Raw genomic sequence first — 22,497 nt, 5'->3', positions numbered from 1 at the left:
TGGGTCTCGGGAGGTGAGCCTTATTTATGGAAGCGATTCGTGCAGAAGGGCTTGTGCGCCGCTTCGGCCGGGTCGAGGCGGTGAAGGGCATCGACCTCGCCGTCCGCCGGGGCGAGTGCCTGGGCCTGCTGGGCCACAACGGCGCCGGCAAGAGCACCACCGTCCGGCTGCTGCTGGGGCTCATCCGGCCCACCGCCGGCCGGGCCCTGGTCCTCGGGCAGCCGGCCGGGCACCCGGCGGTGCGCGCCCGGGTGGGCTACTCGCCCGAGACCCCCCATTTCTACCCCTTCCTCACCGCCCGGGAGACCCTGGACTTCTTCCGCAAGCTGAGCGGCCTCGGGCCCGAAGAGGCCGATCTGGACGGCATCCTGGACCTGGTGGGCCTCGGCGGGGCCGCCCGGCAGCGGGTGGGCGGCTTCAGCAAGGGCATGATCCAGCGGCTGGCGGTCGCACAGGCGCTGGTGGGCGATCCGGAGGTGCTCTTCCTGGACGAGCCCAGCTCGGGCCTGGATCCCGCCGGCCGGGTGGCCATGCGGAACCTCATCCGCCGCCTGAAGGAGGCGGGCAAGACCATCTTTCTCAACACCCACATCGTCAGCGACGTGGCACAGGTGGCCGACCGCGTGGCCTTCATGAAGGCCGGGCGGCTCGTCGCGGTGGAGCCGCCGGCGGGCGACCTGGAAGCCCGGTTCCTGGCCCTCATGGAAGGAGGCGAAGCGGATGGCCTCGGCGCTTGATGCGATGCAAGGGGCGCGCCCGGTGACGGTGGCGCTCAACGTGGTCCGGGAGAACCTGCGCAGCCGGGGAACCTACGTCCTGACGGCGGTCGGCCTCCTGCTGATGTTCCTGCTGCTGGTCAGCAGCGGCGGCTCGGTGCGGGACGCCGCGGGGAACGAGCTGACGGCCCATGCCGCCGGCGCCATGCGCGTGGGCTTCGCCATGGCCGGCTTCCTCGGGGCCGTGGTGACGGTGGTGCTCAGCATGAGCACCGTTCCCCGGGAGTTCGAGCGGGGCACCGCCGAACTGCTTCTGGTCCGCCCCGTGCCCCGGTGGCAGGTCGGCGCGGGCTTCCTCCTGGGGAATATTCTCAGCGGATGGCTCTTTCTCCTGGTACTGGCAGTGCCGCTCTTCCCGGCGCTAACGGTGCGCGGCGGCCAGGACCTGGTGCCTGCGCTGCTGCTGGCCCTGCCCGGGCTCCTGCTGAACATCGCCGCGGTTGCGGCGGTGACGACGCTGTGCTCGGTGTGGCTGCCCGGTCCGGCGGCCGGTTTCCTGGGGCTCCTGGCCTACGGTCTGGGCGTCTTCGGGCCGGAACTGTCCGCCCTGGTCGCGCTGTCCGACGCCTGGTGGGTCCCCTTCGCGCGCCTGGGCCTCACGCTGCTGCCCCCGGCGGGCGCGGTCACCGGGTCGGTGCTGCAGCTCTTCGCCCCCGGCGGCGCGGTGGATCCCCGGCCGCTGCTGGGCGGCCTGCTCTACCTGTGGGCAGCCGGCGGGCTGACGGCGGCGGCCTTCGGGTGGCGGGAGATCGCGCGCTGGGGCGCCCTCGCCTACCTGGCCGCGGGGCTGCTGTTGGCCGCCGCGCCGCTGGTAGCGCCGAGCCCGCTGGACTGGACGGATGAGGACGCGGCCCTGCTGGGGGCGGCCCTGCGCCGGGGGCAGGAGATCGCCGGGCTCTTCGACGGCTGGACCCCCGGGGAGACCCCGATCCTGCTCACGAAGGGGCCGGTGAACTACCTGGTCAACTTCGCGCAGGACGCCGAGCCGCCCCCCGGCAGGCCGGTGTCCGCCGGTTCGCTGCGGGTGATCAGGCTGGATCGGCCGGAGCTCCCGGTCGTCACCAACGGCGTCTGGAAGGTGGGCGAAACGCCTGTCGCCGTGGTGGCCGGATGGCGGCAGCTGGACCAGGTCATGGGCGGCATGGAGGCCGGCGCGGGACTGCTTGGCGGCGGCGAGGCCGCGCTGCTGAAGGGTCTCCTGCGCACCGGAGCGGAGGCCCGGCTCACCGAGGAGCAGTACCTGGCGGCCGTGGTGCATGAGCTGTTCCACGTCTACCAGATGCCCGCCGCGGAGGACTGGGTGGCCGGCTGGGGCGACGCCCACCAGCAGGAGCGGCTCTGGTACCAGGTCTACATGGACGCGGAGAACAACCGCCTGCAGCAGCGGGAGGCAGAGCACCTGCTGACGGCGGTCCAGGCCGCGGATGAGGCCGGCGCCCGTGCGGCCGCCGCGGCGTTCCTGGCGGTGCGGGACGCCCGGGCCGCGTACTGGCGGGACCGGCTCGGCGGCGAAGTCGCCGAGCCGCTGCTGGAGGTGGAGCGGCTTTACGAGTGGCTGGAAGGGCTCGCCCGGTACGTTCAGGCCCACGCGGAGGCAGATGGCATGGACGCGCTGCTGGACGAGCTGGCGGCGCCCGTCGGCGAGGGCGGGTCGCCCCGCCTGCGGGTCTACACCCTGGGGGCCGGCCAGGCCCTGGCCCTGGACCGCCTCAGCCCCGGCTGGCGGCAGGCGGCGATGGAGGGCGTCAGCCTGGAGGCCTTGCTGCGGGAGGCGGTGACGGCGCCGTAGCGCGCCGGCGCAGGCCGTGCGCGGCCATGCGAGAGCGCCACGCCGTGGTGGCGTGGCGCCCGCCGCTGGCTACTTGATGCCGCTGTGCATGAAGCTGCTGATGAACTGCCGCTGGAAGATCAGGAACAGCGCCAGGAGCGGCAGGATGACGATCACCGTGCCGGCCGTGACCAGGGCCGAGTCCGAGCCGCTCTCCACCGGGGCAGGATTCCCCGGCGTTCTCCCTGAAACCTGAGGCAAAACCCTGGCTGGAGGGATGCGGAATGAGCACCTGGCTGGACGGACGGATCGAGATCGTCACGGCCGACATCACCACCCTGCAGGTGGACGTCATTGTCAACGCCGCCAACCCGAGCCTGCTGGGCGGCGGCGGGGTGGACGGCGCGATTCACCGGGCCGCGGGCCCGGAGCTGCTGGAGGAGTGCCGCACCCTGGGCGGCGCCCGGCCCGGCGAGGTGAAGATGACCCGGGGCTACCGGCTGCCGGCCAAGGCCGTCGCCCACGCCGTCGGGCCCATCTGGCGCGGCGGCAATCAGGGCGAACCGGAGACCCTGGCCTCCTGTTACCGGCGCGCCCTGGAGCTGGCGGAGGAGGCCGGGTACCGCACCATCGCCTTCCCCTCCATCTCCACCGGCGCCTACGGGTACCCCATCGAGCAGGCGGCCCGGGTCGCGCAGACCACGGTACGGGACTACCTGCTCGCGAGGAACTCGCCGCTGAGGGTCACCTTCTGCTGCTTCAGCCCCGGCGACACCCGCGTCTATGAAGAGGTGGCCCGCGAAGTACTGGGCGCTTCGTAGACCTTCGGACCGGTTTTGCGGCGGAGACAGGGTTGTCGCTCCCCCTTCCCGAATAGGTCGAGTTGGCTCCATGACTTGACATTCTTAGGGGGACAATTGAATGCACAGGCGAGTCAGCTTCCTCGTGGTCCTGGCCCTGGTTCTCAGCGCGCTACTGGCCGGTTGCGGCAGCTCCACTTCCAGTCCGGAGCAGGTAGCCACTGACTATTTTGGCGCCCTCACCACCGGCGACTGGGCGACCGTCGCCAAACTCCAGTCCAGCAGGGGCGGCGCGTTTGAGCCGCCAACCGCCGACGAGGAGCGCATCGTGAAGGCGCTGACGGGCAGGATGGCGTTTGATCTCGGTGAGGCGGAGGTGCAGGGCGACGAGGCGACCATCGCCGTCGATGTGACCATGCCGGACATGGACCGGCTCGCCGTTGCCTTCATGGACGAGGTTCTGCCGCTGGCGGTTGAGGCCGCGTTCAGCGAGGACGTTTCGGAAGAGCAGCTGCAACTCATGGTCGAGGAGAAGTTCGTGGAGATCCTGAACGACCCCGGTCTGGCCCTGAGCACCTACGAGGGCGTCGTCAGGCTGGTCAAGGAAGCGGGCGGCTGGAAGGTGCTGACCGTGGACGGGCTCGACATGAGCGGCGACGTCTTCGACGGCTTCTAGCAAGGCTGAATACAGCGAAACGGGGAGGGCGCCATTGCCCTCCCCGTTAACTTTACGCCTGCTCCTTCAGCGGCGGGATCGGCGGGATCACCTGCAGGTTGTCGAGGATCTCCCGGTTCAGCTTCCACTTCTTCGAGTACTTCTCAGGGTTGGTGATTTCCTCACCCTCGGTGTTGCGCCAGGAGAAGTAGCAGTCGTTGCAGATGTAGACGGTCCAAACGTTCCCCACAGGGGACTCGACCATAACCTCAACTTCCTTGCTGTCGCAGCGCGGGCAGATCATGCTTTGCACCTCCGATCTTACTTGGCGGTCCAGAGCTCGCGGAGAAGCTTCTCCCACTCAGCCGTCTTGGGCGGATCCTCAACCAGCTCGACGGTGCGCAGCTGCGGCTCGGGATCCACAGGCGTCGTGGCGTCGATGATCATCTTGGTGTGCATTCCGGGCGGGTAGGAGGACGGGTCAAGCGGCATGCCCGGGCAGTTCTCGATGAGGGTGACGTCCTTGTCGGGCTTGCACCGGGTGGTGATGGCCCACATGACCTGCTCCAGGTTGAACGGGTCGACGTACTCGTCCACGACGATGATCGCCTTGGTGTAAGGCATGCCGTGCGGCGTGGAGAGCAGCCGCATGGCGACGGCCTTGCCGAAGCCACCGAAGCGGCACTTGGTGCTGATGATGGCGCCGATGCCGTGGGTGTACATGGCGTTGACCGCCTGCACCTCGGGGAACGACTCCTTCAGCTGCTTGTACAGCGGCACGGAGGTGTTCAGGGCCATCAGGTAGTCGATCTCCGACCAGGGCATGCCTAGGTAGAGGTTCTCGAAGATGGGGTTCTCGCGGTGCGTGATCGTGTCGATCTTGATCTCGCACTGCGCCCGGACGCCCGAGTAGGAGCCGGGGAACTCGCCGAAGGGGCCCTCGCAGGTGCGCAGCCGCGGGATGATCTCGCCTTCCAGAACCACCTCAGCGCCGGCCGGCACGTCGAGGTTGGCGGTCTCAGCCTTGACCAGCTCCACGGGCTCGCCGCCGCGCAGCGCACCGGCGAAGTCGTACTCGGACTGGTCGTACATGATCGGGGTGCTGGCCATGAAGGTGATGATGGGGTCGACGCCCAGGGCGATGGCCACCCGCAGGGGCTTGTTCATCTCCTCCGCCTTGCGCAGGTGGATGGCGATGTCGTGGAACGCCAGGGCCTGAATGCCGATGCGGTCCTTGCCCTTCACCTGGATGCGGTAGGTGCCGACGTTCTGCTTGTTGTAGTCGTCGGGGAACTCGGGGTCCCGGGAGACGACGCTGGCCTTCGAGATGAAGAAGCCGCCGTCCCACGTGTTGATCCGGTACAGGGGCAGAACCTCGAACAGGTTGATGTTCTCGGTGATCTTGACTTCCTTACAGGGGCCGGTGGAGACGTGCTTCGCCGGCACGGGGTACATATCCCAGCGGCGGTTCAGCTCGTGGAACTGCTCCACGACGGGCGTGTCCTTGGGCATGCCCATCATCAGGGCGTGGTTGGCCCAGGAGCCGTGCACGTTGGTGACGACCTGGTTCTTGTAGCCGGCCACCTTCTCGAACAGAACGGCAGGCCCGTTCTTCAGATTGGCGGCGGCCCGGCCGGCAGCGCCGATGTGCGGCTCCGGCATGACCTCATCCTTCACGCGTACGAGCTGGCCTTCTTCTTCCAGCTTCTGGAGAAACTCACGGAGATCCTTGTACGCCAATCAAGACACCTCCAAACCTAATGGTTGGCTATTACAGCAAGCCGGTCAGCTTCCACCAGGGAATCTGGACCAGCAGGGTCACCACGAAGGTCGCAACGGTAAGCGGGATGCCGAGCTTGATGGTCTCGCCGTCGCCGTAAAAGCCCGCCGAGTCGCCCTGACCGACCAGCACGTTCATGTGGTGGAAGGGCAGGATGAAGTGCATCGAAACGGTGGTGTAGACCAGCAGCGAGGCCACCATGGGATCGATGCCGGCCGCCTGGGCGAAGAGGACCAGCGCCGGGGCGGCGATGCCGATGACGGCCAGGGCGCTGCCCAGGACCATATGGATGACCATGGTCACGGCGGTGGCGATGAAGGCGAACATGAAGACGTTGCTGGGAATGGTGGAGGGCAGGACCACCGAGGCCACCCACTCGTTCATGCCGGTCACGTCGCCCACCTTGCCGATGGCCTGCGCGGCCGTCAGGAAGAACAGGGTGCCCACGGGAACGGCGCTCCAGGAGGAGGGCTTCAGGACATCGCCGACCTTCGGCAGCGCGAGGCCGATGGCCATCAGGGCGGCGACCCAGCCGGGGTGGACGCCGTGCATCGAGTCGGTCGCCCACAGCAGGACCGCCAGGGCCACCCAGAAGAGCGTCCGCTTCTCCACGCCGGTCATGCTGCCGAGGCTGTCGAGCTCCTTGCGGATTTCGTCCTTGTTCACATCAAACTTCTGGCTGGGCTTGAAGAGCCAGAGCTGCAGAAGGCAGGTCAGGACCGATGCGACGATGCCCGGCACCGCCATGTGCTTGGCCCAGTCCAGCCAGGTGAGGGTGACGTCGCCGGCGGTGCCGCCGACCATGTTCAGCACGCTGTCGCCGGTCAGCAGGATCATCGACGTGGGCGCCGAGCCGGCGAAGACCGCCAGGCCGATGATGGCGGCGTCCTTCTTGGGCATGTCCGTGCTCTTGATCAGCACCGCCATGACCGACATGATCAGGAACGACCGCGGCCAGGGGTGCGGAATCAGGAAGCTGAGCAGGGCCCCCAGCACGTAGGCCGATACGACGATGCTGGTGAACGAATTCACGAACTTCAGGATGAACATATAGGAGATGCGCCTGCCGAGGCCAGACTCCTGAACAGCAGTCGCAATCAGGTAACCGCCGACCACCAGGTAGACCAGGGGCGTGGTCCAGAGCGAGAAGACGGTGCTGGGCGGGGCCACATCGAGGACCACCCAGAGGACCAGCATGAGGACCGACGTGTAGCCGGGCTGCAGAACGCCCATGGCCCACCAGACCACGCCGAACAGGCTGATCGCCAGCGCCCGCCGGCCTTCCACGCTCAGCCCGGGGATGGGACTGAACATGATCGCCAGCAGAACGACCAGGCCGAGCACCGCGCCAATCTCGCGCTTGTGCGCGCCCAGGCTGAAGCGTTTGGCCTCAACCGACTTGGCTGATGCCGTTGCCGAGCCCATGGTCTCTCCTCCTTTGTGTGAGTTAAAACGGATGGGAGCGTGCGCCGCGGCTGCGCTGACCGGTCTCAGCGTAACATTCCAAACGCATCGGACCTATTGGGCAAATGGGCGAAATGTACAAAGCCCGGCTTCAGACTCGGAAAAAGGGACTAGGTCATGCGGCGAATGGTCAGGGGGACTAGTCTTGGATTACCATAGAGAAGAACCCTGCGGCAGTGTGCCTGCCTCCCGGCTGCAGACCGGCAGACTTCGCCGCACGATCGGTTGTATTTGCTGAATAAGGAATGATGCCACATGAGTAGTCTCGGCAAGGCGCAGTACGCTGACCTCTTCGCCCAGCTGCAGACGATACAGGATGAACTCGCTGCACGCCTCGACATCTGCCTGGTTCTCGTCAACCCCCGCGGCCGGGAGGTCACACTGCCGTCGGGCATGCCGCTCGCCTGTAACCGCCGCGAGTGCACGACCAGGCACCCCGCCTGTCTGAAGTCCCTGCCCGACGCGGCGGAGCCGGAAGTCGCCCGGTGCCCGTTCAACCTCCACTGGACCGCGTTCCCCACGGCCCTGCAGTCCGACGAGGGCGACCTCTACCTGCACCTGGGCCGCACCGCCACACCCGAGGAGGTTGAAGCGCACCTGCCCCTTCTGCAGCAGCTCTACACGCTGCCCCTGGCCGTGCCGGTCGTGGCGCGCAGGGAGCCGGCGCGGGCCCAGACCGACGCCGACCCCATCCTCACCGCGCAGGAGCGGAAGGTGCTGGCCTGTATGGCCGCCGGCATGACCAACAAGGAGATCGCCCGCCGGCTCTGCATCAGCCTGAGCACCGTCAAGTCGCACATCAGCAGCGTGTTCAAGAAGCTGGGGCTGAGCAACCGCACCGAGGCCAGCGTCTACGCGCTGAAGAACGGCATCAGCCTGGAGGGGGAAGATGCTTAGGCGCTGGCTCGCTCGGGAGGAGTCGTTCCATCACTTGTGGCTGCGGACGCACATTTTGCTCACCATCCTCTTCTTCGGCCTGTTCATCGTCTTTAACATCAGCATCATCTTCACCCGACTGGACCGGAACATCGAGTCGCTGCTGGAGCGGACCCAGACGATCTCGTGGCAGGCGATGAACGGCTACTTCGTCGCGGGCGAGGCCGCGCTCGACGCGCTCACCCGCGCCACGCACGATCTGGCCGGCCTTGCAGACGCCCTGGACCGCCGGCCCGAGGTGGACATCTGGTTTGTGACGGATGAAACGGGACGGGTCCTCCGGTCAAACCTGGCCGGAGGATCCGTCCCGCAGCAGTTCGTGATTGCAGCGGCGCGCGCCGCCGAGACCGGCGAGGCCGCCAGGGGCTACGAACTCATGGACCTGACGGCGCTGGCGGCGTACAGCCCTGCGCTGGCGGGCCGTGCGGTGGTGGAGAGCGCGGACCCCGGCGCGGAATACGGCGCCCTGTTTCAGGTGCTGGCCGTGCCCTACCGCCATGCTGACGGTCAGGCAGACGGCGCGATCGTGGCCGCGCACCTGCTCAACAACGACTGCACCGTCGCCCGTCAGGTGGTGGGCGAGATCCCGGACTCCTTTTCCACCATCAGCGCCAGGGGCATCCGGGTCGCCGGCAACCTGGAGATCACCGAAGGCACGACCTACTCCGGCATCGGCCGGCGGCAGGCGGAAGCGCTGATTGCCACTGTAATGGCCGGCGAGCGGTACAGCGGGCGCGTCGTGCTCACCGACAACCTGGTGCACCTGGTGGTCTCCGACCCGATCCTGAACAGCCGGGGCGAGGTGATCGGGGCGCTGACCACCGGCCACCCATCCCAGGGGCTCGCGACGCTGAAGCGCGACTCCACGGTGTACATCCTGGCCTCCGCCATCCTCTCGCTGTCGGCTGCGGCCCTCGCCAGCTCCTATGTCTCGCAGCGGCTCTCGGCGCCCATCGTGCAGCTGGGCAACGTGGTTCGGCGGCTCTCCGAGACCGAGGAGATCCAGCCGGAGCACATCTACATGCTGACGGAGCTGCCCGCGCCGCGGACCGGTGAGATCCGGGCGCTGCAGACCTACTTCACCGATGCGACCATCGCCCTCTACCAGAAGAACCGGGAGATCATCGGCTACCTGAACCGGATCGAAAGCGACCGCAACCGGTTGCAGCAGCTCACCGAGCGCCTGCAGCACCTGAACGCGACGCTGGAGGCCCAGGTCGAGGAGAAGACCCTCGAGCTGCGGGTAGCGATGCTCGACCTGCTGGAATCCAACAAGCTGAAGGACAAGTTCCTGGCCAACACCAGCCACGAGCTGCGCACGCCGCTCAACTCCATCATCGGCTTTTCCGACACGCTGCTCAGCGGCCTCTATGGCGAGCTGACCGAGGCCCAGCGGACCCGGGTGCAGATCATCCACGACAGCGCCAGCTACCTGCTCAGGCTGATCAACGACCTCTTGGAAATGGCGGTGCTCACCCAGGGCAAGCTCCAGCTGGACCTCCAGGAGATGGATCTTCACGAGGTCCTGCCCGCCGTGGCGGCCATCGTCCGCCAGCAGTGCGAACAGAGCGGCATCCGGCTGTCGCTGGCGCTCGCCGAGGGCCCCCTCCCCATCACCGCGGATCCCACCCGCATCAAACAGGTACTGTACAACCTGCTCTCAAATAGTGTACGGTTTACCTCTGAGGGTGGAACGATCACCGTCACGACTTCGTCTGGCCCTGAAGAGGCCAAGATCACCATACAGGACACCGGGATCGGCATTCCTGAGGCAGAGCTGTATCACGTGTTCGACGAGTTCTACCAGGCAGAGAACCGCTCATCCACGGGGCGGGACGGCTTCGGCCTCGGACTGCCGCTGTCGAAAAAGCTCGTGGAAGCCCACGGCGGCCAAATTGAACTCGAAAGCCGCGTCGGGGAGGGCACGACCGTGATCATCTACCTGCCGCTTCAGCCAGGAGATTCGGGTCCGTTGGAGTAGAGGAGACACAGCCATGGAGGAGAACAAGTCAACTATTCTGGTTGTAGAGGACGACAAGAACAGCGCCATGCTGATCATGGACCTGCTCACGGCGCACGGCCACAAGGTCGTCACGGCGGAAAGCGGAAAGGCCGCGACGGCGCTCATCGAGGAGCGGCCGTTCGACCTGGTCATCCTGGACCTGCGCCTGCCCGAGCAGACCGGGTTCGTGGTGGCCGAGACCATCCGGCGCAACCCGGCGACGGCGCACACCCCCATCGTGGTGGTCAGCGCCTACACCGACCGCCAGAACCGGCTGCGGGCCTACCGCTCCGGCGTCAACGTCGTCCTCGGCAAGCCCATCGACACCACGGAACTGGTGCTGGTGGTGCAGAACATCCTGGCGACCAGCCGGACTAGTCCCTTGGGATGAAGCCCGCACATGCGGCACGGCCTTTCGCCCCATCGGCCAGTATTTTTCCGATGAGTGGCATGTTAGTCTGCTGACAGGCAGACCGAAAGGAGGCGGTGCCCATGTCGGCAACAACTCACTCGGTGAAGGTTGTGCGACAGATCACCACCTCCGGGGTCCTGGCGGCCCTGGCGGTGGTTCTCGCCCTTACCATCAGGTTCCCCCTGCTTCCCTCGGCTCCGTTCCTCATGTATGAGCCCACCGACGTTCCGCTGCTCCTCGGCGCCTTCCGGCTCTCGCCCCTGTGGGTCACCGGCATGTCGACCGTGGTGGCCGTGGTCATGGGGCTGACCGGCACCGGCGGCATCATCGGCACGGTCAGCCGCTTCGTCGGCAGCGCCGCGCTGGCGCTCACGGCGTCGCTCGTGTACCAGCGGCTCGCCGGCCGCCGCCGGGGCAAGCTGGTCAGCGTGGTGTTGGGCATACTGGTCTACACGCTCGCCGAGATCGGGATGACCATCATCCTCGGTCCGCTCTTCTTCGGCGACGTGCGTGTGGCCCTGGGCTTCATCCTGCCGGTGGTGGTGCCGTTCAACCTGCTGAAGGGCACGCTCAACGGCGTGGCGGCCCTCATCGTGGACGCGGCTGTGAACGCGTGGGCCAGAAGAAGGAGTGCTTGACCGCATGGGCAATCAGGTGCAGTGGACCGGCCGCGTGGTCACCGGACTGGGCGTAGCCGGTCCCGCCACATCGCTGGACTGGTTCCGGGCGTCCGTCAAGCGGCTGTGGGGCTTCGAGCCCGCGCCGGGAACGCTGAACGTCATTGTGGAGGGCGACCGGCAGGCGGTGGACCGGCTCCTGCTCACTGCCAGCACGGTGCTGGTGCCCCCGACGCCGGACCTGTGCTGCGCGCTGCTGCTACCCGCCCGCCTCGGCAGGGCGGGGCGCTCGGCGCAGGTGGTCATGTTCCGGCCGATGGTGCACGGGTACAATCCGGCGCAGCTGGAGTTCCTGGCGCCGGAGAGCCTGCGGGAGGCGTTGCAGCTGCAGGACGGCGACGAGATCACCATCACCGTGGAGGACGCGGCGCCGGCGGAGAAATGGATCGCGCCGGAGGGCAGCGGCGCCGGCTGGCAGGCGGAGTCCAACATTCCCGGCCTGCAGACCGGCCAGGCCCGCATCGTCGTCGACCTGTCGGTGGGGCCGCTGGAGTGCCAGGTCCTGTGGGCGATCACGGAGCAGGGCGTCGCGGTCTCCCTCTTCGGCGGGATTCCGCACGTCGGCACCACGGCCCTGGCCATTCCCCGGCCGAGCCTGAAGGACCCGGGCCGGAGGAGCGCCACCGCCTCGGTGCTGAACGTGACGGGCCACAAGGACGACGAGCTGGCCCGCCGGCTGGCCGAGTCGCTGGCCGCCGGGCTGAACCGGGTCGTGGCGGTGACCGCGGGGGTTCACGCCGGGCCCGAGGGGGTCTACGACCTGCCGCCCGAGGACCTGAAGCGCATCGTCAGCATCGTGGGGCGGGTCGACGAGATCATCCGGATGGCGGCGGGGAAGGGATCGGTGTAGCAGATCGAGTAGGAGGGGGCGGCTAGCCCCCGTCCTCTCACACCACCGGACATGCGGGTCCGCATCCGGCGGTTCGCCAGGATTGACGAGTCGCTTCATAGCATTCGGTCAGGCTTATCAGCCCCTGGGCACGCCAGTAGGCGTTGCCCAGGGCGCTGTTTAGTGGGCCACCTGCCATCCGCCACGGGCCTTTGCGGCTGTTGGCGAGTTGGCAGACTACCCATTCGGGCAAACCGAGGGCGCGCAACTCCCGAAAGCGCGTGCGTACACGCTTCCACTGCTTCCATACGCATGCTCGCAGCCGACGCTTCAGCCATCCTTCGAGTCTTTCAAAGGCTGACCTGGCATCGGAGAGCGCATAGTACCCAACCCAGCCCCGCAAGTAAGCATTCAGGCGCCGGATTCGGTCCTCCATGCTCTGGCTGCGGTTGCGGTCCGTCAGCGTGCGAAGCTTGTCCTTCACGCGCTTCAGGCTCTTCGGGGCCAGCCGGATGCGCACTCCCCGGCGCTTGTAGAAGCTAAACCCGAGGAACTGCCGCTTCCACGGCCGGTCCACTGCGCTCTTCTCCTCGTTGACCTTCAGCCGTAACCGCTCCTGCAGGAAGTGGCGCACGCTCCTGTAGACCCGTTCTCCCGCCCGCTTGCTGCGGACGTAGATGTTGCAGTCGTCGGCGTACCGGACGAAGTGGTGCCCGCGGCGCTCCAGCTCCTTGTCGAGGTCATCCAGCAGGATGTTCGCCAGCAGCGGGCTCAGCGGACCGCCCTGTGCCGTCCCTTCCTCCGTCGCCGCGATGTGTTTGATCAAGAGATTGGGAGCCACTTTGATCATCCAAAAGTGAGCCACCTGACAGCCCTACAGGGCTGTTTTTGCTTCCATTGCGGTTTCCAGTTGGCGGGTTGCCAGTTTATACCTGCGGGGCTTACGGTGTTTCCGGGTGGTGCTTCAAAGCTTCCTGCCGTCGAAGGGTCTCACGGAACCGGTACGACTCCCCATTCATCTCGATGATGTGGGCCTTGTGAGTCACACGGTCTGCCAACGCTGCTGTCATCTTCTGGTCCCCGAACACCTGCGGCCATTCCGAGAATTCCAGGTTCGTCGTGATGATCAGGCTGCCCCGCTCGTACCGTGCGGCGACAAAGTGGAAGAGCAGTTCACTGGCCGGGCGGCTGAGGGACACATAGCCAAGCTCGTCCAGCACGACGAGGTCGAACCGTAGCCACTGCTTTTCGAGGCGGCTGAGGCGGTGCTCGTTCTGCGCCTCCTGCAGTTCGGCAACGAACTGGCCCACGCGCCAGAAGCGAACCCGGTAGCCCTGCCGGCACGCTGCGATGCCGAGTGCTGTAGCTAGGTGAGTCTTACCTGTCCCGCTGTTTCCAACAAGGAGGATGTTTTCCCGATCCCGGATGTACTCACTCTTGCTCAGCGCCAGGATCTTGGCCTTGTTCACGGACGGCATGACCGTGAAGTCGAAGGACTCCAGTGTTTTGGGAACAGGGAAGCCGGCAGCCTTGAGACGGCGCTGGAGTTGGTTGTCTTCCCGATGGATCACCTCCTGTTCCATGAGCGCTTGTAGGTACTCCTCAAATGTCTTGTTGTGCTCTGCTGCATCCCGCGCCAGCTCCTTGTACAGCCGCCGGACTGTGGGGAGTTTCAGGCGCTTCAGGTAGTAGTCCAGCAGGAGTTCCTGGCTCAATGCACCACACCCCCTTTCAGGAGCCGGTTGTACTCGGCCAGTGAGGGTTGCTGGACCCGAATGCCGGCCAGTTCCCCGGCGGTGGAGGTCGATGCCTCGGCTCCAAGATCCGGCTGAACAGCAAGGAGTTGCTTGACAGCCGTGTAGCAAGCCGTTCGCTGGGCCAGGGCCAGCTCCAGAGCGGTACTTACCTCTGAAACCGAATAGGCGCGGTGCAGCATGAGGATCTCGATGAACTCCCGGTCACTGCGGCCCTGCGCCTGCATCTCGGCCCGGAACTGGTGGTAAACGGGCGGAAGCTGCGCCATCCGGTAGGGCTTCGCCTGCTCCAGCGCCCCTGGCTTTACGTGAAGGAGTTCCAGGTAGTGGTCCAGAGCGAGGATCTCCCGGTTGCGCTCGTAGCAACGGAGATGACTGGCAATCTTCTCCTGCCCGGCGTAAATGTCGATCCGGTCCCAGTAGGCCCGCACTTGCAGTGGCCGGTTCGCATACTGAACCGGTACGGAGTAGCGGCAGGTCTCGAACGTCACGCAGGACACCTTGTTGCTGGAAACCAGCGCCACCTTGCAGCAATCGAATGGCCGGGCAGGGAGAGGGCGCAGGTACTTCTTCTCCTCCTCCCAGCGCTCCAGGATGGACTGCGTCGAGCCCTGGGGGATACGCCTGGCATACTCCAGGCACCGCTGCCACAGAATGGCGTTGAGTTCGTCCCAGGTTCTGGCTTCCCGGTGTGGCCCGACGATGTAACGCTGGGCGAGACCGACCAGATTCTCTACCGAGCCTTTCTCGTTACCGGAAGCCGGGTTGCAGAAGTTGCTGTCGATGAGGTAGTGGGTGCGGAAGCTCAGGAAGGCATCCTGCTCTTCCCGGTTGCGGCCTTCCAGGATTCGTTTCACCGCCTGCTTCAGGTTGTCCAGGGTCATACGGCGGGGAACTCCGCTCAAGCGCTCCAGCGCCCGCCGGAGGCCGTCGAACATGGCTTCCTGCCGCTGAGTCGGATACGCAATCACAACCGGCATGCCGCTCCAACGTAAGCGGACACACAGGATCTGGACTGTGACTTCTGCACCGTCGAGGACCACTACCGCCTCACCCCAATCCACCTCGATGCTCTCACCGGGGTCGTGGGCGAGGGGGATGAAGGCCGGCTGCACTCGCTTCAGCTTCCGGATCTTGGCGATGTAACGCCGGACGGTAGGTTCGCTGCCCTGGTAGCCCAGGGCAACCAGGTCCTCGTAGATAGTCCTTCCGGTCCACCGTTGTTTACGGGGCAAAATCTCGTCTTCCGCGAGTCGCCGCTCGATCTCTGCCTGAAACTCCGGGGTCAGCACCACGGGCTGAGCCGGTTTCTGCCGCTGGTATCGCGGGATTTCAGTCAGCTGTGCGTACTTGGCGACTGTTTTCCGAGAGATTCCGAGCGCCTTCGCCACCTGTCGCTGCGATTTCCCTTCCACATGAAGGAGCCATCTGATACGCTCAACATGAGCCATCTCGATCTTCAATCCTTTCACCCCTGCAAACTGGAAATGCGGTACATCCCAGTTTACAGGTTTGGAAGATTGAGGTGGCTCACTTTTACGTGATCAAATGGCCCCCAAATGGCTCCCTTTTAGGTTATCAAACACACCGCGACTACCCCGTTCAGCATGACCCCGGCCTGTAAGTACCGCCGGATCAGCCGCAGCACTCGCTTGTCCGTTACCCGCCGGGCCACGCGGGCCATCAGCACGTCGTGGTTGACCCGGTCGAAGAACTTCTCCAGGTCCATGTCCACCACCCAGTCGTACCCTTCCTCCACGTACTGACGTGCCTTCCTGACCGCGTCATGACCCCGCCGCCCCGGCCGAAAGCCGTAGCTGGATTCGGAGAATGTCGGGTCAAAGATTGGCGTCAGTACTTGCAGGAGTGCCTGCTGGATCAGGCGGTCCATCACGGTGGGAATACCCAACATCCGCTTGCCGCCGCCCGGTTTCGGGATTTCGACCCGGCGGACTGGCTGCGGTCTGTAGGTCCCCCGGAGCAGTTCCTCACGGATGCGGCTCCACTCTGCGCGGATCTGGTCCCGCAGCCGTTCGGTGGGGACACCGTCCACGCCTGGGGCGCCTCCGTTCCGCTCCACCCGTTTCAGGGCGGCCAGCATGTTCTCCCTGGCCACCACCTGCTCCATCAGCTTGCCTTGCTCCCCGCAGGGTGACGCTCCGCCTTGTGCCGGCTGCCCACTCCGCCCTCTCGCCGTCCCTTGCGGCTTCACCGCTACCTCCGGCGAGCAGGCCCCGTGCGGGGTTTTCTGCGTTTGTCGCGGGCTGCTCGAACGCAACGGGTTCACCCCTCTCCTGACGTTCGGCCCTTCCCGGTCGGGGCGTCCCCCTGCCGGTACTATGGCCTATCTCGATGTTATGCACTCAAACTCTCTCAATTTCGCTGGTTCGCACCATTTCGCGTCCTGCCACTTGGCTCAGACACACCCATTGGACGAAAGACTCTGACTTCTGGTGCGAGACAAACGCGGGGTGGCAGAGAAGAGCCCCGTGCGACTCTTCAGACATGCCCTGTATGCTGCCGCCTGGACGGGTCCCACGTACTCCGCCCCCGGCCACCCTATCATGTCTCCCGGGGTCCTTGCCCTCAAAGTCCTTCGTCCTGCCTAAATGGGGGCGGGTGGGGCGCTAGTACTTTGCTGCAGGGTCATGCCCTTCCAGCCATAGTCGGCTTCCCCCACCCAAAGCGGCACATCTATCGGCACACCGCCCTCTCAGGCGGCGAGACCTAACTGCTCCGCCCGCCAGGCCCCCAAGGCCCTGGCCGGATCATAGCTACACTGCTTCCTGACCAGGGTGAACAGCACCCGCAACAGCTTGCACGCCAGCGCCACCAGGGCCTGCTTGCCCTTGAGCGGGTTCTGCTGGCGAGTCCTGAAGTGCTTGTACAGCGCTCGAAACTCCCGGTTCTTGGCGGCCGCCGTCATCGCCATCTGGTACAGCACGTGGCGCAGTCCAGGCCGGCCGCGCTTGCTGATGGGCGTCCGGCTGCGGTCCCGCTGCCCCGACGTGTTCTCTGTCAGGTTGTAGCCCGCCAGCTTGCGAAGTTGCCGCCAGTCCGCATACCGGCGCAGGTCGCCTACCTCGCCTAGGAAGGCAGCAGCGGTCACCACACCGACCCCAGGCACGCTCAGCAGGTACTGGGCGAGGCCCGTCTTCTCCAACGCCTCGGCCATTGCCGCCTCCGTCTCCGCCAACCGTTCCTTCCAAAAGATCACTTCTTGGAGGATCTGCCGCAGCTGAAGCCGGGCGGCGTCCAGCCCGTACGGCACCCCTATAGACCGCCGAGCCGCTTCCTGCAGGTCCTGGGCCCGCCGGAGCCCGACCCGCCGGTTGCTGGCAGCCCGGAGTTCCGCCGCCAGCTGAGTCACCGGCACCGCCAGCACGTCCTGTGGAAACGGCCGGTACTGCAGCACATACAGCGACGCCTGACCGAGCGGGTCGGCAAACACCTCCGTGTACTCCGGGAAGTACTCGTCCAGGAGCGCCTGCAGCTGGTTCAGGGCGGCGTTCAGCTTCCGCCGGTGTTGCTGCCGGGCCTGGGTTAGGATCCGCAGTTCTGCATAGACCCCGTCTGGCAGATACGGCACGGAGAACCGGCCTTGCAGGACCAACTGGGCGTTGAGCCAGGCGTCTTTACGGTCGTTCTTCGTGGGCGAGTTATCGTCCAGTTCCTTGCTCGCCTTGACATGGGCCGGGTTGACGATGACCACCGTGAAGCCCACCTGCTGGAGATACCACGCCAGCGGCTTCCAGTAGTGCCCGGTCGGTTCCATCCCCACCACCACGCGGGTAGCACCAGCCTTCTCCTTCGCTCGTGCGATCTTTCCCAGTAGACGGTCGAACCCTTCCCTGCTATTCTGGAAATGGAAGGGGCTGCCCACGGGCACCTCGGTCACTCCGTCGACCACCCAGGCCCAGTGCTTCCGCTTGGCGATGTCGATACCGACCACCACCGTGGGTTCACCTCGGACCAGGGCCAATTTCCTGGCTCGCTGCTTCAATTGCATTGCGTTCCGTGACCTCCTGTTACGAGTGGTGATTACCTTTCACACCCTACCGTATCAGGAGGCCTTTACTTTTCTCAACGCCGTCCTACATCATTACAGGACTGCTTTGCTGACTTCTGCCGGTTCAGCCGGGCCTCTCGGCCCGGGTTACCAGCGTTGCTGGCGTTCCCGGCAGACCTCCCCGGGTAAGGACGCTGACCTTCGCCCCGCACCCGCCCCATCTACTGCACCGCCCTTTGGCAGCCTCGGGTTTTGCTGTGGTTCGCCAGCTCACCCAGGCGGCACAGCCTCGTATGAGGTTCGTGTTCCTCGGGTCGTGGCTTTGCCTCCGGCTTCCTCCAGATTCCGCCTCGCGACGGACACCCTTGCCTTTGGCTAGCGGGCTCGTGCTGCCTCGCCCGCAGCGGACTCTCACCGCCAAGTCAGCGCCCATGCCGGGCGCACAAAACCCCGGCGGGAAAGCGGAGCGCTTTCCCGCCGGGGTTCTGGTTTTGCGCCTGGTTAGAGTCCAGTTGCATCCAACGTGAACAGCTGGAGGATGGCATCGAAGTCATCGGGCTGCACCGGATCGTCGTGGGCGGCCTTGTTGCGCTTCACCACGCCGCAGCGGCTGCAGCGGTGGATGATCATGATGCCCTTGCGGGGGTGGCTCTCGGCGCCGACGGCATGCATGACTCCGTGGCACGTCGCCGCCCGGTCGCCGGGGTTGATATCGACATGGAGGGAGGTGAGGCACTTCGGACAGTGGTTGCGGCAGCTTCCGTTGGACAGGGGGCTAACGGTGGTCCCGCAGTGCACGCAAGTGAACCCGTCGTTGATGACCCGGAACTTTCTTGGTGCCGCCATAATCGCTTCCCCTGCGTGGATTGTCGGTAATGCATCTATATTATTGGATGCCGGCCGCGCTGTCAAACCGATCATAATTGCAAATACCGCAATATTTGTCCGAACTTAGCACTTGGGGGAATCGGCGCGGGGCAGAAACATAGCCCGGCAGGGGAATGCATCCCCGCCGGGGCGGACTCTGTGATGGCTGTGCCAGTGTAGTCTGCGTGCTCCCCCATGACTGTGGCGATAGCCGGTCAAGGCCCGGCGGCGAAAACTAGAACTCCGGCTGACCCCACACGCGTGGAGACGACTATCCCATCGACTCGGCCACTGCCCAGAAAAACGGTTCACCCCCACACGCGTGGGGACGACGGCCGGGCGAACCCGAATCGCAGTTGCGTCGCCGGTTCACCCCCACACGCGTGGGGACGACGGCCTTGTCCAGCATGATGTTGCCGTTGTGGTCGGTTCACCCCCACACGCGTGGGGACGACCCGGGCCGCCTCGGAGCGTACCAGCAGCGGGTCCGGTTCACCCCCACACGCGTGGGGACGACGGTCGCTGGACGACTGGGAGCGCGAGCTCGGTCGGTTCACCCCCACACGCGTGGGGACGACAGGTGACCGGCCCGCCGGATGTACACCGGCCGCGGTTCACCCCCACACGCGTGGGGACGACGGCCTTGTAAAGCGGCTGCTCGTCCAGGGCGCCGGTTCACCCCCACACGCGTGGGGACGACGTCAGCGCCCGCACGACTCGTGGCAAGATCGCCGGTTCACCCCCACACGCGTGGGGACGACTGTCCTGGCGGCGACTCCCAGTGGCCGGTTGCCGGTTCACCCCCACACGCGTGGGGACGACGCCATCGCCAGACTGGCCGACTGGTTCGCTAACGGTTCACCCCCACACGCGTGGGGACGACGGCCCGGCTCAGCTGATCCGCTGCCTCGTGCGCGGTTCACCCCCACACGCGTGGGGACGACGGGCCGTTTCTGCTCGCGGGGATCCTGATTGGCGGTTCACCCCCACACGCGTGGGGACGACCGACGCTGGGCGGATGCTCTGGGCGTGGATTACGGTTCACCCCCACACGCGTGGGGACGACCGCTCCCGAAGGCGGCAACCAGGCCAGCTGCACGGTTCACCCCCACACGCGTGGGGACGACGAGAAGTCATAAGTCGGCATCCAGATTCCTCCCGGTTCACCCCCACACGCGTGGGGACGACACTAACGAAACCCGCACCGCGCCTGGGTCGCCCCAGGCGCGAGCCGGTTCTAGTATCACTTCAGCAACCACTAACCAGGACCCACAGACAGCAGGCCGTATCCGTACGCCTTTCCCGGGCCGATGCCGTTTTCCAGCGCTTCCCAAAACCGGTCCGCATCCCGCACAACCAGCCGACCTTCGAACAGGACGCCCTGGAAGGTCATTCCAGTGCTGTGGCTGTGAACGAGTTCGCTCGCCCCGGCAGCGGCCACCGTGGCTTGGAGCAGCTGGAATCCATGGGCTTCAGCCTTCCTCGCCAGCCAGTCTAGCTGAGCGTCGGGTGTGACCAGCGGCACGCGCCGGCCGTTGCGCTTTTCTCCCTGCGGGCCCGACTTCGTATCGATCTTGCGCGTCGGGTTCGCCCGCAGTCTGAACCGTAGCACGCGTCCGGCCGACAGACTGGCGTAGGCCCGGTCAATAGCCTTCACCGCCGGGTTCTCCATGCCGTCGTCCATGAGATAGCCCTCGGGAAGGAATGTCCAGTCCGGTTCGACGCGACTCTGGACATATAGCAGTATCCGCCCCGAGCGGCGCTCGTACTCCAGCCGGTGCAGAACGCCCCAGTATGCGCGAGCGCCCTTTTCCGGGTCGATGACGGATGGGAACCCACGCATGATGGTGCGGTGCAGCGCCTGCGGATCGCGCAGATCCCGCTGAACCTGTGCCGATGCCGGATTCAGCCGCATCAGCGTGAGGAACACATGCGCCACCTCCTACTCTTCCACCCGGCCAGGCATATACCGTTCCACCCGGACGTACCGCCTGCCGAACAGGCGTCTCGCGAAGTCCAGAGGCTGATCCATCCGGGGTTCAGCGCCACGTGGATCCCGCGTTTCCAAGATCAGCCGCACCTCAGGGTCAGCCCGCTCTGCAAGTGGATACGTCGACAGGGCACTGCGCAGATCCTGCGCTACCAGGCCATCCGGAAGGTATGGGGACACACTGGGCACATAGCCCTTCCTGCCGAGATAGAGCTGCCACACAGGGTTTGCCAGCGCCTCATGCAGCCGTTTCAACAAGGCATGGTCTGGGCTCGAAAACCCGACCAGAAATGAGGCATCCTGCAGGAAGAATCGGTGGCTCATGACGGATCCGAACAGCCCCCCGTGTACGTGGGAGACGCCATACCTCTCCCCCGCCATCCGGCCGCCACCGGCTGTCTGAAAGTCCACGCCCACCGTACCGGCCCGATCCGTCCGCACTCCCATTTCCATAGCAGCCAGCTCAGCTAGCGCGGGCCACGACCCGTGAGCGCTGGTCGCTTCATTCCGCGGCTTGCCCAGGGCGGCACACAGCAGGCCAATGACGCCTGATTTCGAGGGTTCCATTCCTGTATCGCGCTGAGTAAAGCGACTGGATGTGCCCCATGACTGCATGGGCCCCTCCAGCCGGAGCAGCAAGGTATACATCAACATCCCCCCTACTGGCGGTCGTCCGCCAGCGCCTCCATCACGGAGTCGACCAGAGCTGCCACCGACCCTTCAGCGACCAACGGGGAGGGAAGGTTGTCGATCGTCAGATAGGTGGACACTCCTGCGTAGGAGATGGCCTCCGTGCCATACATCCTGGTCAGCTGGTCGAAGTGGGCGATCATCGCTTCCGCGGAAAGGACAATCAGATCACTGTCCCCCGTTGCCCTGATGGGCTTGACAAACGCATTGGCCAGCGACCACAGACCCTTTTCACGCACGACAATCATGATCAGGGCGGGAGGATTCTGCGCCGCACTCGCCGTCTGCTTACCCGTGGGAACCGCATGAATCATCCCCTTCAGGAAAGCCCGCACGGCATCCCGCGCCTGCTCCCGGTTGCCGCCCAGGTTAGTGACCAACTGGTTGACGTCCACGTTGGCATACCGGTAGTAACAGGCGCTGTTGTACAGCGTGGTGCCCAGCATGCCCGCGCCCGCGCCTTCGTCGGTATCCTGGCGCTGCAGATCATCGACCGCGCTGTAGAAGTCGAACTCCGTCGCGACGGCATGGGTCGAGAAAGCGTGCGCCATCTGAACGGCCGCATCGACGTTCTTCTCCGGCTTATCGGCGATCATGCGGCCAAAAAGCGCCAGATCGACGGCTTCACCCCCATCCAGAGCGGCGAGGAGCTGCGCCTGCAGCGCCTTGTCGCCCTTCTTGCCGCTGAGCAGGGCATCCCGATGATCCAGCGCGAGCGCAGCCAGGCGGTCGATTTCCTGCTCGCCCAGGAACAGCAGGTACTGGGTCTTTTCCTTGTCCAGCTTCAGACCGAGCTGTTCGATCGCAGCTCCGGCCAGCTGCGACGCCTCTTCGGCCTCCACGTTCTGTGCCACCAGCCGCCCGGCCAGGGCCTCCTTCAACAGCCGCGTACGGTGGCTGAGCTGACGCGACGGCACAACCGCCTCCTCACGGAAGTACGTCCGCACCGCCCGCTTCAGGCACTGACTCGAAATGCGCGCCCGCCTGGCGCCGCCAAACTCACAGGTCTTCGGGGCTCCGGTATCATCGCGATTCAGATTAGAGAGGGCGTAGTTCTGAATCACATGGACCTCCACAAACATCGCACT

The 22,497-nt window shown here is 65.6% G+C and carries 20 protein-coding genes, 2 pseudogenes and 1 CRISPR repeat array; of the genes and pseudogenes, 9 read left to right on the top strand and 13 right to left on the bottom strand.

Translation table 11 applies throughout. The features are described from left to right. Positions 1-26: 26 nt before the first annotated feature. Both ACZ45O_RS17775 and ACZ45O_RS17770 read left to right on the top strand, forming a co-directional pair. On the top strand, positions 27-737 hold the full coding sequence (locus ACZ45O_RS17775; protein WP_464854850.1) for an ABC transporter ATP-binding protein: 711 nt from the start codon (positions 27-29) through the stop codon (positions 735-737). Further along, positions 721-2,565 carry an ABC transporter permease gene (locus ACZ45O_RS17770; protein ID WP_464854849.1) on the top strand — a complete coding sequence of 615 codons (1,845 nt, stop codon included), beginning with the start codon at positions 721-723 and terminating at the stop codon, positions 2,563-2,565. The genes ACZ45O_RS17775 and ACZ45O_RS17770 overlap by 17 nt, the downstream gene beginning before the upstream one ends. A gap of 69 nt (positions 2,566-2,634) precedes the next feature. Here the strand turns inward: ACZ45O_RS17770 and ACZ45O_RS17765 are convergent, their stop codons facing one another. Then, positions 2,635-2,763 carry a hypothetical protein gene (locus ACZ45O_RS17765; RefSeq protein WP_464854848.1) on the bottom strand — a complete coding sequence of 43 codons (129 nt, stop codon included), beginning with the start codon at positions 2,761-2,763 and terminating at the stop codon, positions 2,635-2,637. Positions 2,764-2,828: 65 nt separating this feature from the next. Here ACZ45O_RS17765 and ACZ45O_RS17760 point away from each other — a divergent pair, with 65 nt between their 5' ends. Further along, positions 2,829-3,365, top strand: coding sequence for an O-acetyl-ADP-ribose deacetylase (locus ACZ45O_RS17760; RefSeq protein ID WP_464854846.1), 537 nt, complete (start codon positions 2,829-2,831; stop codon positions 3,363-3,365). A 100-nt stretch (positions 3,366-3,465) separates the two neighbouring features. After that, positions 3,466-4,020, top strand: a complete 555-nt coding sequence (locus ACZ45O_RS17755) for a hypothetical protein (protein ID WP_464854844.1) — start codon at positions 3,466-3,468, stop codon at positions 4,018-4,020. 52 nt (positions 4,021-4,072) lie between these two features. Here ACZ45O_RS17755 and ACZ45O_RS17750 read toward each other — a convergent pair whose 3' ends face one another. The 3 genes from ACZ45O_RS17750 to ACZ45O_RS17740 are packed head-to-tail and all read right to left on the bottom strand — an operon-like array spanning position 4,073 to position 7,204. Then, positions 4,073-4,303, bottom strand: coding sequence for a non-oxidative hydroxyarylic acid decarboxylases subunit D (locus tag ACZ45O_RS17750; RefSeq protein WP_464854843.1), 231 nt, complete (start codon positions 4,301-4,303; stop codon positions 4,073-4,075). A 17-nt stretch (positions 4,304-4,320) separates the two neighbouring features. Further along, positions 4,321-5,739: a non-oxidative hydroxyarylic acid decarboxylases subunit C gene (locus tag ACZ45O_RS17745; RefSeq protein ID WP_464854842.1), complete on the bottom strand. Its 1,419-nt coding sequence runs from the start codon at positions 5,737-5,739 to the stop codon at positions 4,321-4,323. Positions 5,740-5,770: 31 nt separating this feature from the next. After that, positions 5,771-7,204 carry an SLC13 family permease gene (locus ACZ45O_RS17740; RefSeq protein ID WP_464854840.1) on the bottom strand — a complete coding sequence of 478 codons (1,434 nt, stop codon included), beginning with the start codon at positions 7,202-7,204 and terminating at the stop codon, positions 5,771-5,773. Between the two features lie 294 nt (positions 7,205-7,498). On the opposite strand from ACZ45O_RS17740, the gene ACZ45O_RS17735 reads away from it, so the two are divergent. The 5 genes from ACZ45O_RS17735 (at position 7,499) to lpdD (ending at position 12,120) form a co-directional block, all read left to right on the top strand. Next, complete coding sequence (locus ACZ45O_RS17735) at positions 7,499-8,140, top strand: response regulator transcription factor (RefSeq protein WP_464854838.1); 642 nt, start codon at positions 7,499-7,501, stop codon at positions 8,138-8,140. Continuing rightward, entirely contained in the window at positions 8,133-10,160 is a 2,028-nt protein-coding gene (locus tag ACZ45O_RS17730; RefSeq protein ID WP_464854836.1) for a sensor histidine kinase, read from the top strand. The genes ACZ45O_RS17735 and ACZ45O_RS17730 overlap by 8 nt, the downstream gene beginning before the upstream one ends. A gap of 13 nt (positions 10,161-10,173) precedes the next feature. Next, entirely contained in the window at positions 10,174-10,572 is a 399-nt protein-coding gene (locus tag ACZ45O_RS17725) for a response regulator (protein WP_464854834.1), read from the top strand. 101 nt (positions 10,573-10,673) lie between these two features. Then, the gene (locus ACZ45O_RS17720; protein ID WP_464854832.1) at positions 10,674-11,231 is read left to right on the top strand and encodes an ECF transporter S component; all 558 of its coding nucleotides are present in this window, start codon (positions 10,674-10,676) and stop codon (positions 11,229-11,231) included. Positions 11,232-11,235: 4 nt separating this feature from the next. After that, entirely contained in the window at positions 11,236-12,120 is an 885-nt protein-coding gene (gene lpdD, locus ACZ45O_RS17715; protein ID WP_464854830.1) for a prenylated flavin chaperone LpdD, read from the top strand. Between the two features lie 37 nt (positions 12,121-12,157). Here the strand turns inward: lpdD and ACZ45O_RS17710 are convergent. The 9 genes and pseudogenes from ACZ45O_RS17710 to cas7e all read right to left on the bottom strand — a co-directional run. Beyond that, positions 12,158-12,913 (bottom strand): annotated as a pseudogene (locus tag ACZ45O_RS17710) (group II intron maturase-specific domain-containing protein); the annotation flags it as partial. 127 nt (positions 12,914-13,040) lie between these two features. Further along, positions 13,041-13,814, bottom strand: a complete 774-nt coding sequence (gene istB / locus ACZ45O_RS17705) for an IS21-like element helper ATPase IstB (RefSeq protein WP_011196820.1) — start codon at positions 13,812-13,814, stop codon at positions 13,041-13,043. After that, positions 13,811-15,304, bottom strand: a complete 1,494-nt coding sequence (gene istA, locus ACZ45O_RS17700; RefSeq protein ID WP_464857611.1) for an IS21 family transposase — start codon at positions 15,302-15,304, stop codon at positions 13,811-13,813. The genes istB and istA overlap by 4 nt, the downstream gene beginning before the upstream one ends. 140 nt (positions 15,305-15,444) lie before the next feature. Continuing rightward, positions 15,445-15,981, bottom strand: a pseudogene (locus ACZ45O_RS17695) (reverse transcriptase domain-containing protein); the annotation flags it as partial. Positions 15,982-16,566: 585 nt separating this feature from the next. Beyond that, entirely contained in the window at positions 16,567-17,862 is a 1,296-nt protein-coding gene (locus ACZ45O_RS17690; protein WP_464846448.1) for an IS110 family RNA-guided transposase, read from the bottom strand. A gap of 501 nt (positions 17,863-18,363) precedes the next feature. Further along, entirely contained in the window at positions 18,364-18,708 is a 345-nt protein-coding gene (locus ACZ45O_RS17685) for an RNHCP domain-containing protein (RefSeq protein ID WP_464854828.1), read from the bottom strand. A gap of 325 nt (positions 18,709-19,033) precedes the next feature. Then, a CRISPR array of direct repeats spans positions 19,034-19,917; the repeat unit is 29 nt; unit sequence CGGTTCACCCCCACACGCGTGGGGACGAC. A gap of 70 nt (positions 19,918-19,987) precedes the next feature. Beyond that, complete coding sequence (gene cas6e, locus ACZ45O_RS17680; protein WP_464854826.1) at positions 19,988-20,659, bottom strand: type I-E CRISPR-associated protein Cas6/Cse3/CasE; 672 nt, start codon at positions 20,657-20,659, stop codon at positions 19,988-19,990. 12 nt (positions 20,660-20,671) lie between these two features. Further along, positions 20,672-21,367, bottom strand: coding sequence for a type I-E CRISPR-associated protein Cas5/CasD (cas5e, locus tag ACZ45O_RS17675; protein ID WP_464854824.1), 696 nt, complete (start codon positions 21,365-21,367; stop codon positions 20,672-20,674). A gap of 11 nt (positions 21,368-21,378) precedes the next feature. Then, positions 21,379-22,491, bottom strand: a complete 1,113-nt coding sequence (cas7e, locus tag ACZ45O_RS17670) for a type I-E CRISPR-associated protein Cas7/Cse4/CasC (protein ID WP_464854822.1) — start codon at positions 22,489-22,491, stop codon at positions 21,379-21,381. Positions 22,492-22,497: the final 6 nt, after the last annotated feature.

The sequence above is a fragment of the Symbiobacterium turbinis genome (assembly GCF_055383075.1).
This window is presented reverse-complemented; position numbering and strand designations above follow the sequence as displayed.

Coding starts and splice junctions, on each gene's coding strand:
- ACZ45O_RS17775 (WP_464854850.1), top strand. CDS start 27: ATGGAAGCGATTCGTGCAGAAGGGCTTGTGCGCCGCTTCGGCCGGGTC.
- ACZ45O_RS17770 (WP_464854849.1), top strand. CDS start 721: ATGGCCTCGGCGCTTGATGCGATGCAAGGGGCGCGCCCGGTGACGGTG.
- ACZ45O_RS17760 (WP_464854846.1), top strand. CDS start 2,829: ATGAGCACCTGGCTGGACGGACGGATCGAGATCGTCACGGCCGACATC.
- ACZ45O_RS17755 (WP_464854844.1), top strand. CDS start 3,466: ATGCACAGGCGAGTCAGCTTCCTCGTGGTCCTGGCCCTGGTTCTCAGC.
- ACZ45O_RS17750 (WP_464854843.1), bottom strand. CDS start 4,303: ATGATCTGCCCGCGCTGCGACAGCAAGGAAGTTGAGGTTATGGTCGAG.
- ACZ45O_RS17740 (WP_464854840.1), bottom strand. CDS start 7,204: ATGGGCTCGGCAACGGCATCAGCCAAGTCGGTTGAGGCCAAACGCTTC.
- ACZ45O_RS17735 (WP_464854838.1), top strand. CDS start 7,499: ATGAGTAGTCTCGGCAAGGCGCAGTACGCTGACCTCTTCGCCCAGCTG.
- ACZ45O_RS17730 (WP_464854836.1), top strand. CDS start 8,133: ATGCTTAGGCGCTGGCTCGCTCGGGAGGAGTCGTTCCATCACTTGTGG.
- ACZ45O_RS17725 (WP_464854834.1), top strand. CDS start 10,174: ATGGAGGAGAACAAGTCAACTATTCTGGTTGTAGAGGACGACAAGAAC.
- ACZ45O_RS17720 (WP_464854832.1), top strand. CDS start 10,674: ATGTCGGCAACAACTCACTCGGTGAAGGTTGTGCGACAGATCACCACC.
- lpdD (WP_464854830.1), top strand. CDS start 11,236: ATGGGCAATCAGGTGCAGTGGACCGGCCGCGTGGTCACCGGACTGGGC.
- istA (WP_464857611.1), bottom strand. CDS start 15,304: ATGGCTCATGTTGAGCGTATCAGATGGCTCCTTCATGTGGAAGGGAAA.
- ACZ45O_RS17690 (WP_464846448.1), bottom strand. CDS start 17,862: ATGCAATTGAAGCAGCGAGCCAGGAAATTGGCCCTGGTCCGAGGTGAA.
- ACZ45O_RS17685 (WP_464854828.1), bottom strand. CDS start 18,708: ATGGCGGCACCAAGAAAGTTCCGGGTCATCAACGACGGGTTCACTTGC.
- cas5e (WP_464854824.1), bottom strand. CDS start 21,367: ATGTATACCTTGCTGCTCCGGCTGGAGGGGCCCATGCAGTCATGGGGC.
- cas7e (WP_464854822.1), bottom strand. CDS start 22,491: ATGTTTGTGGAGGTCCATGTGATTCAGAACTACGCCCTCTCTAATCTG.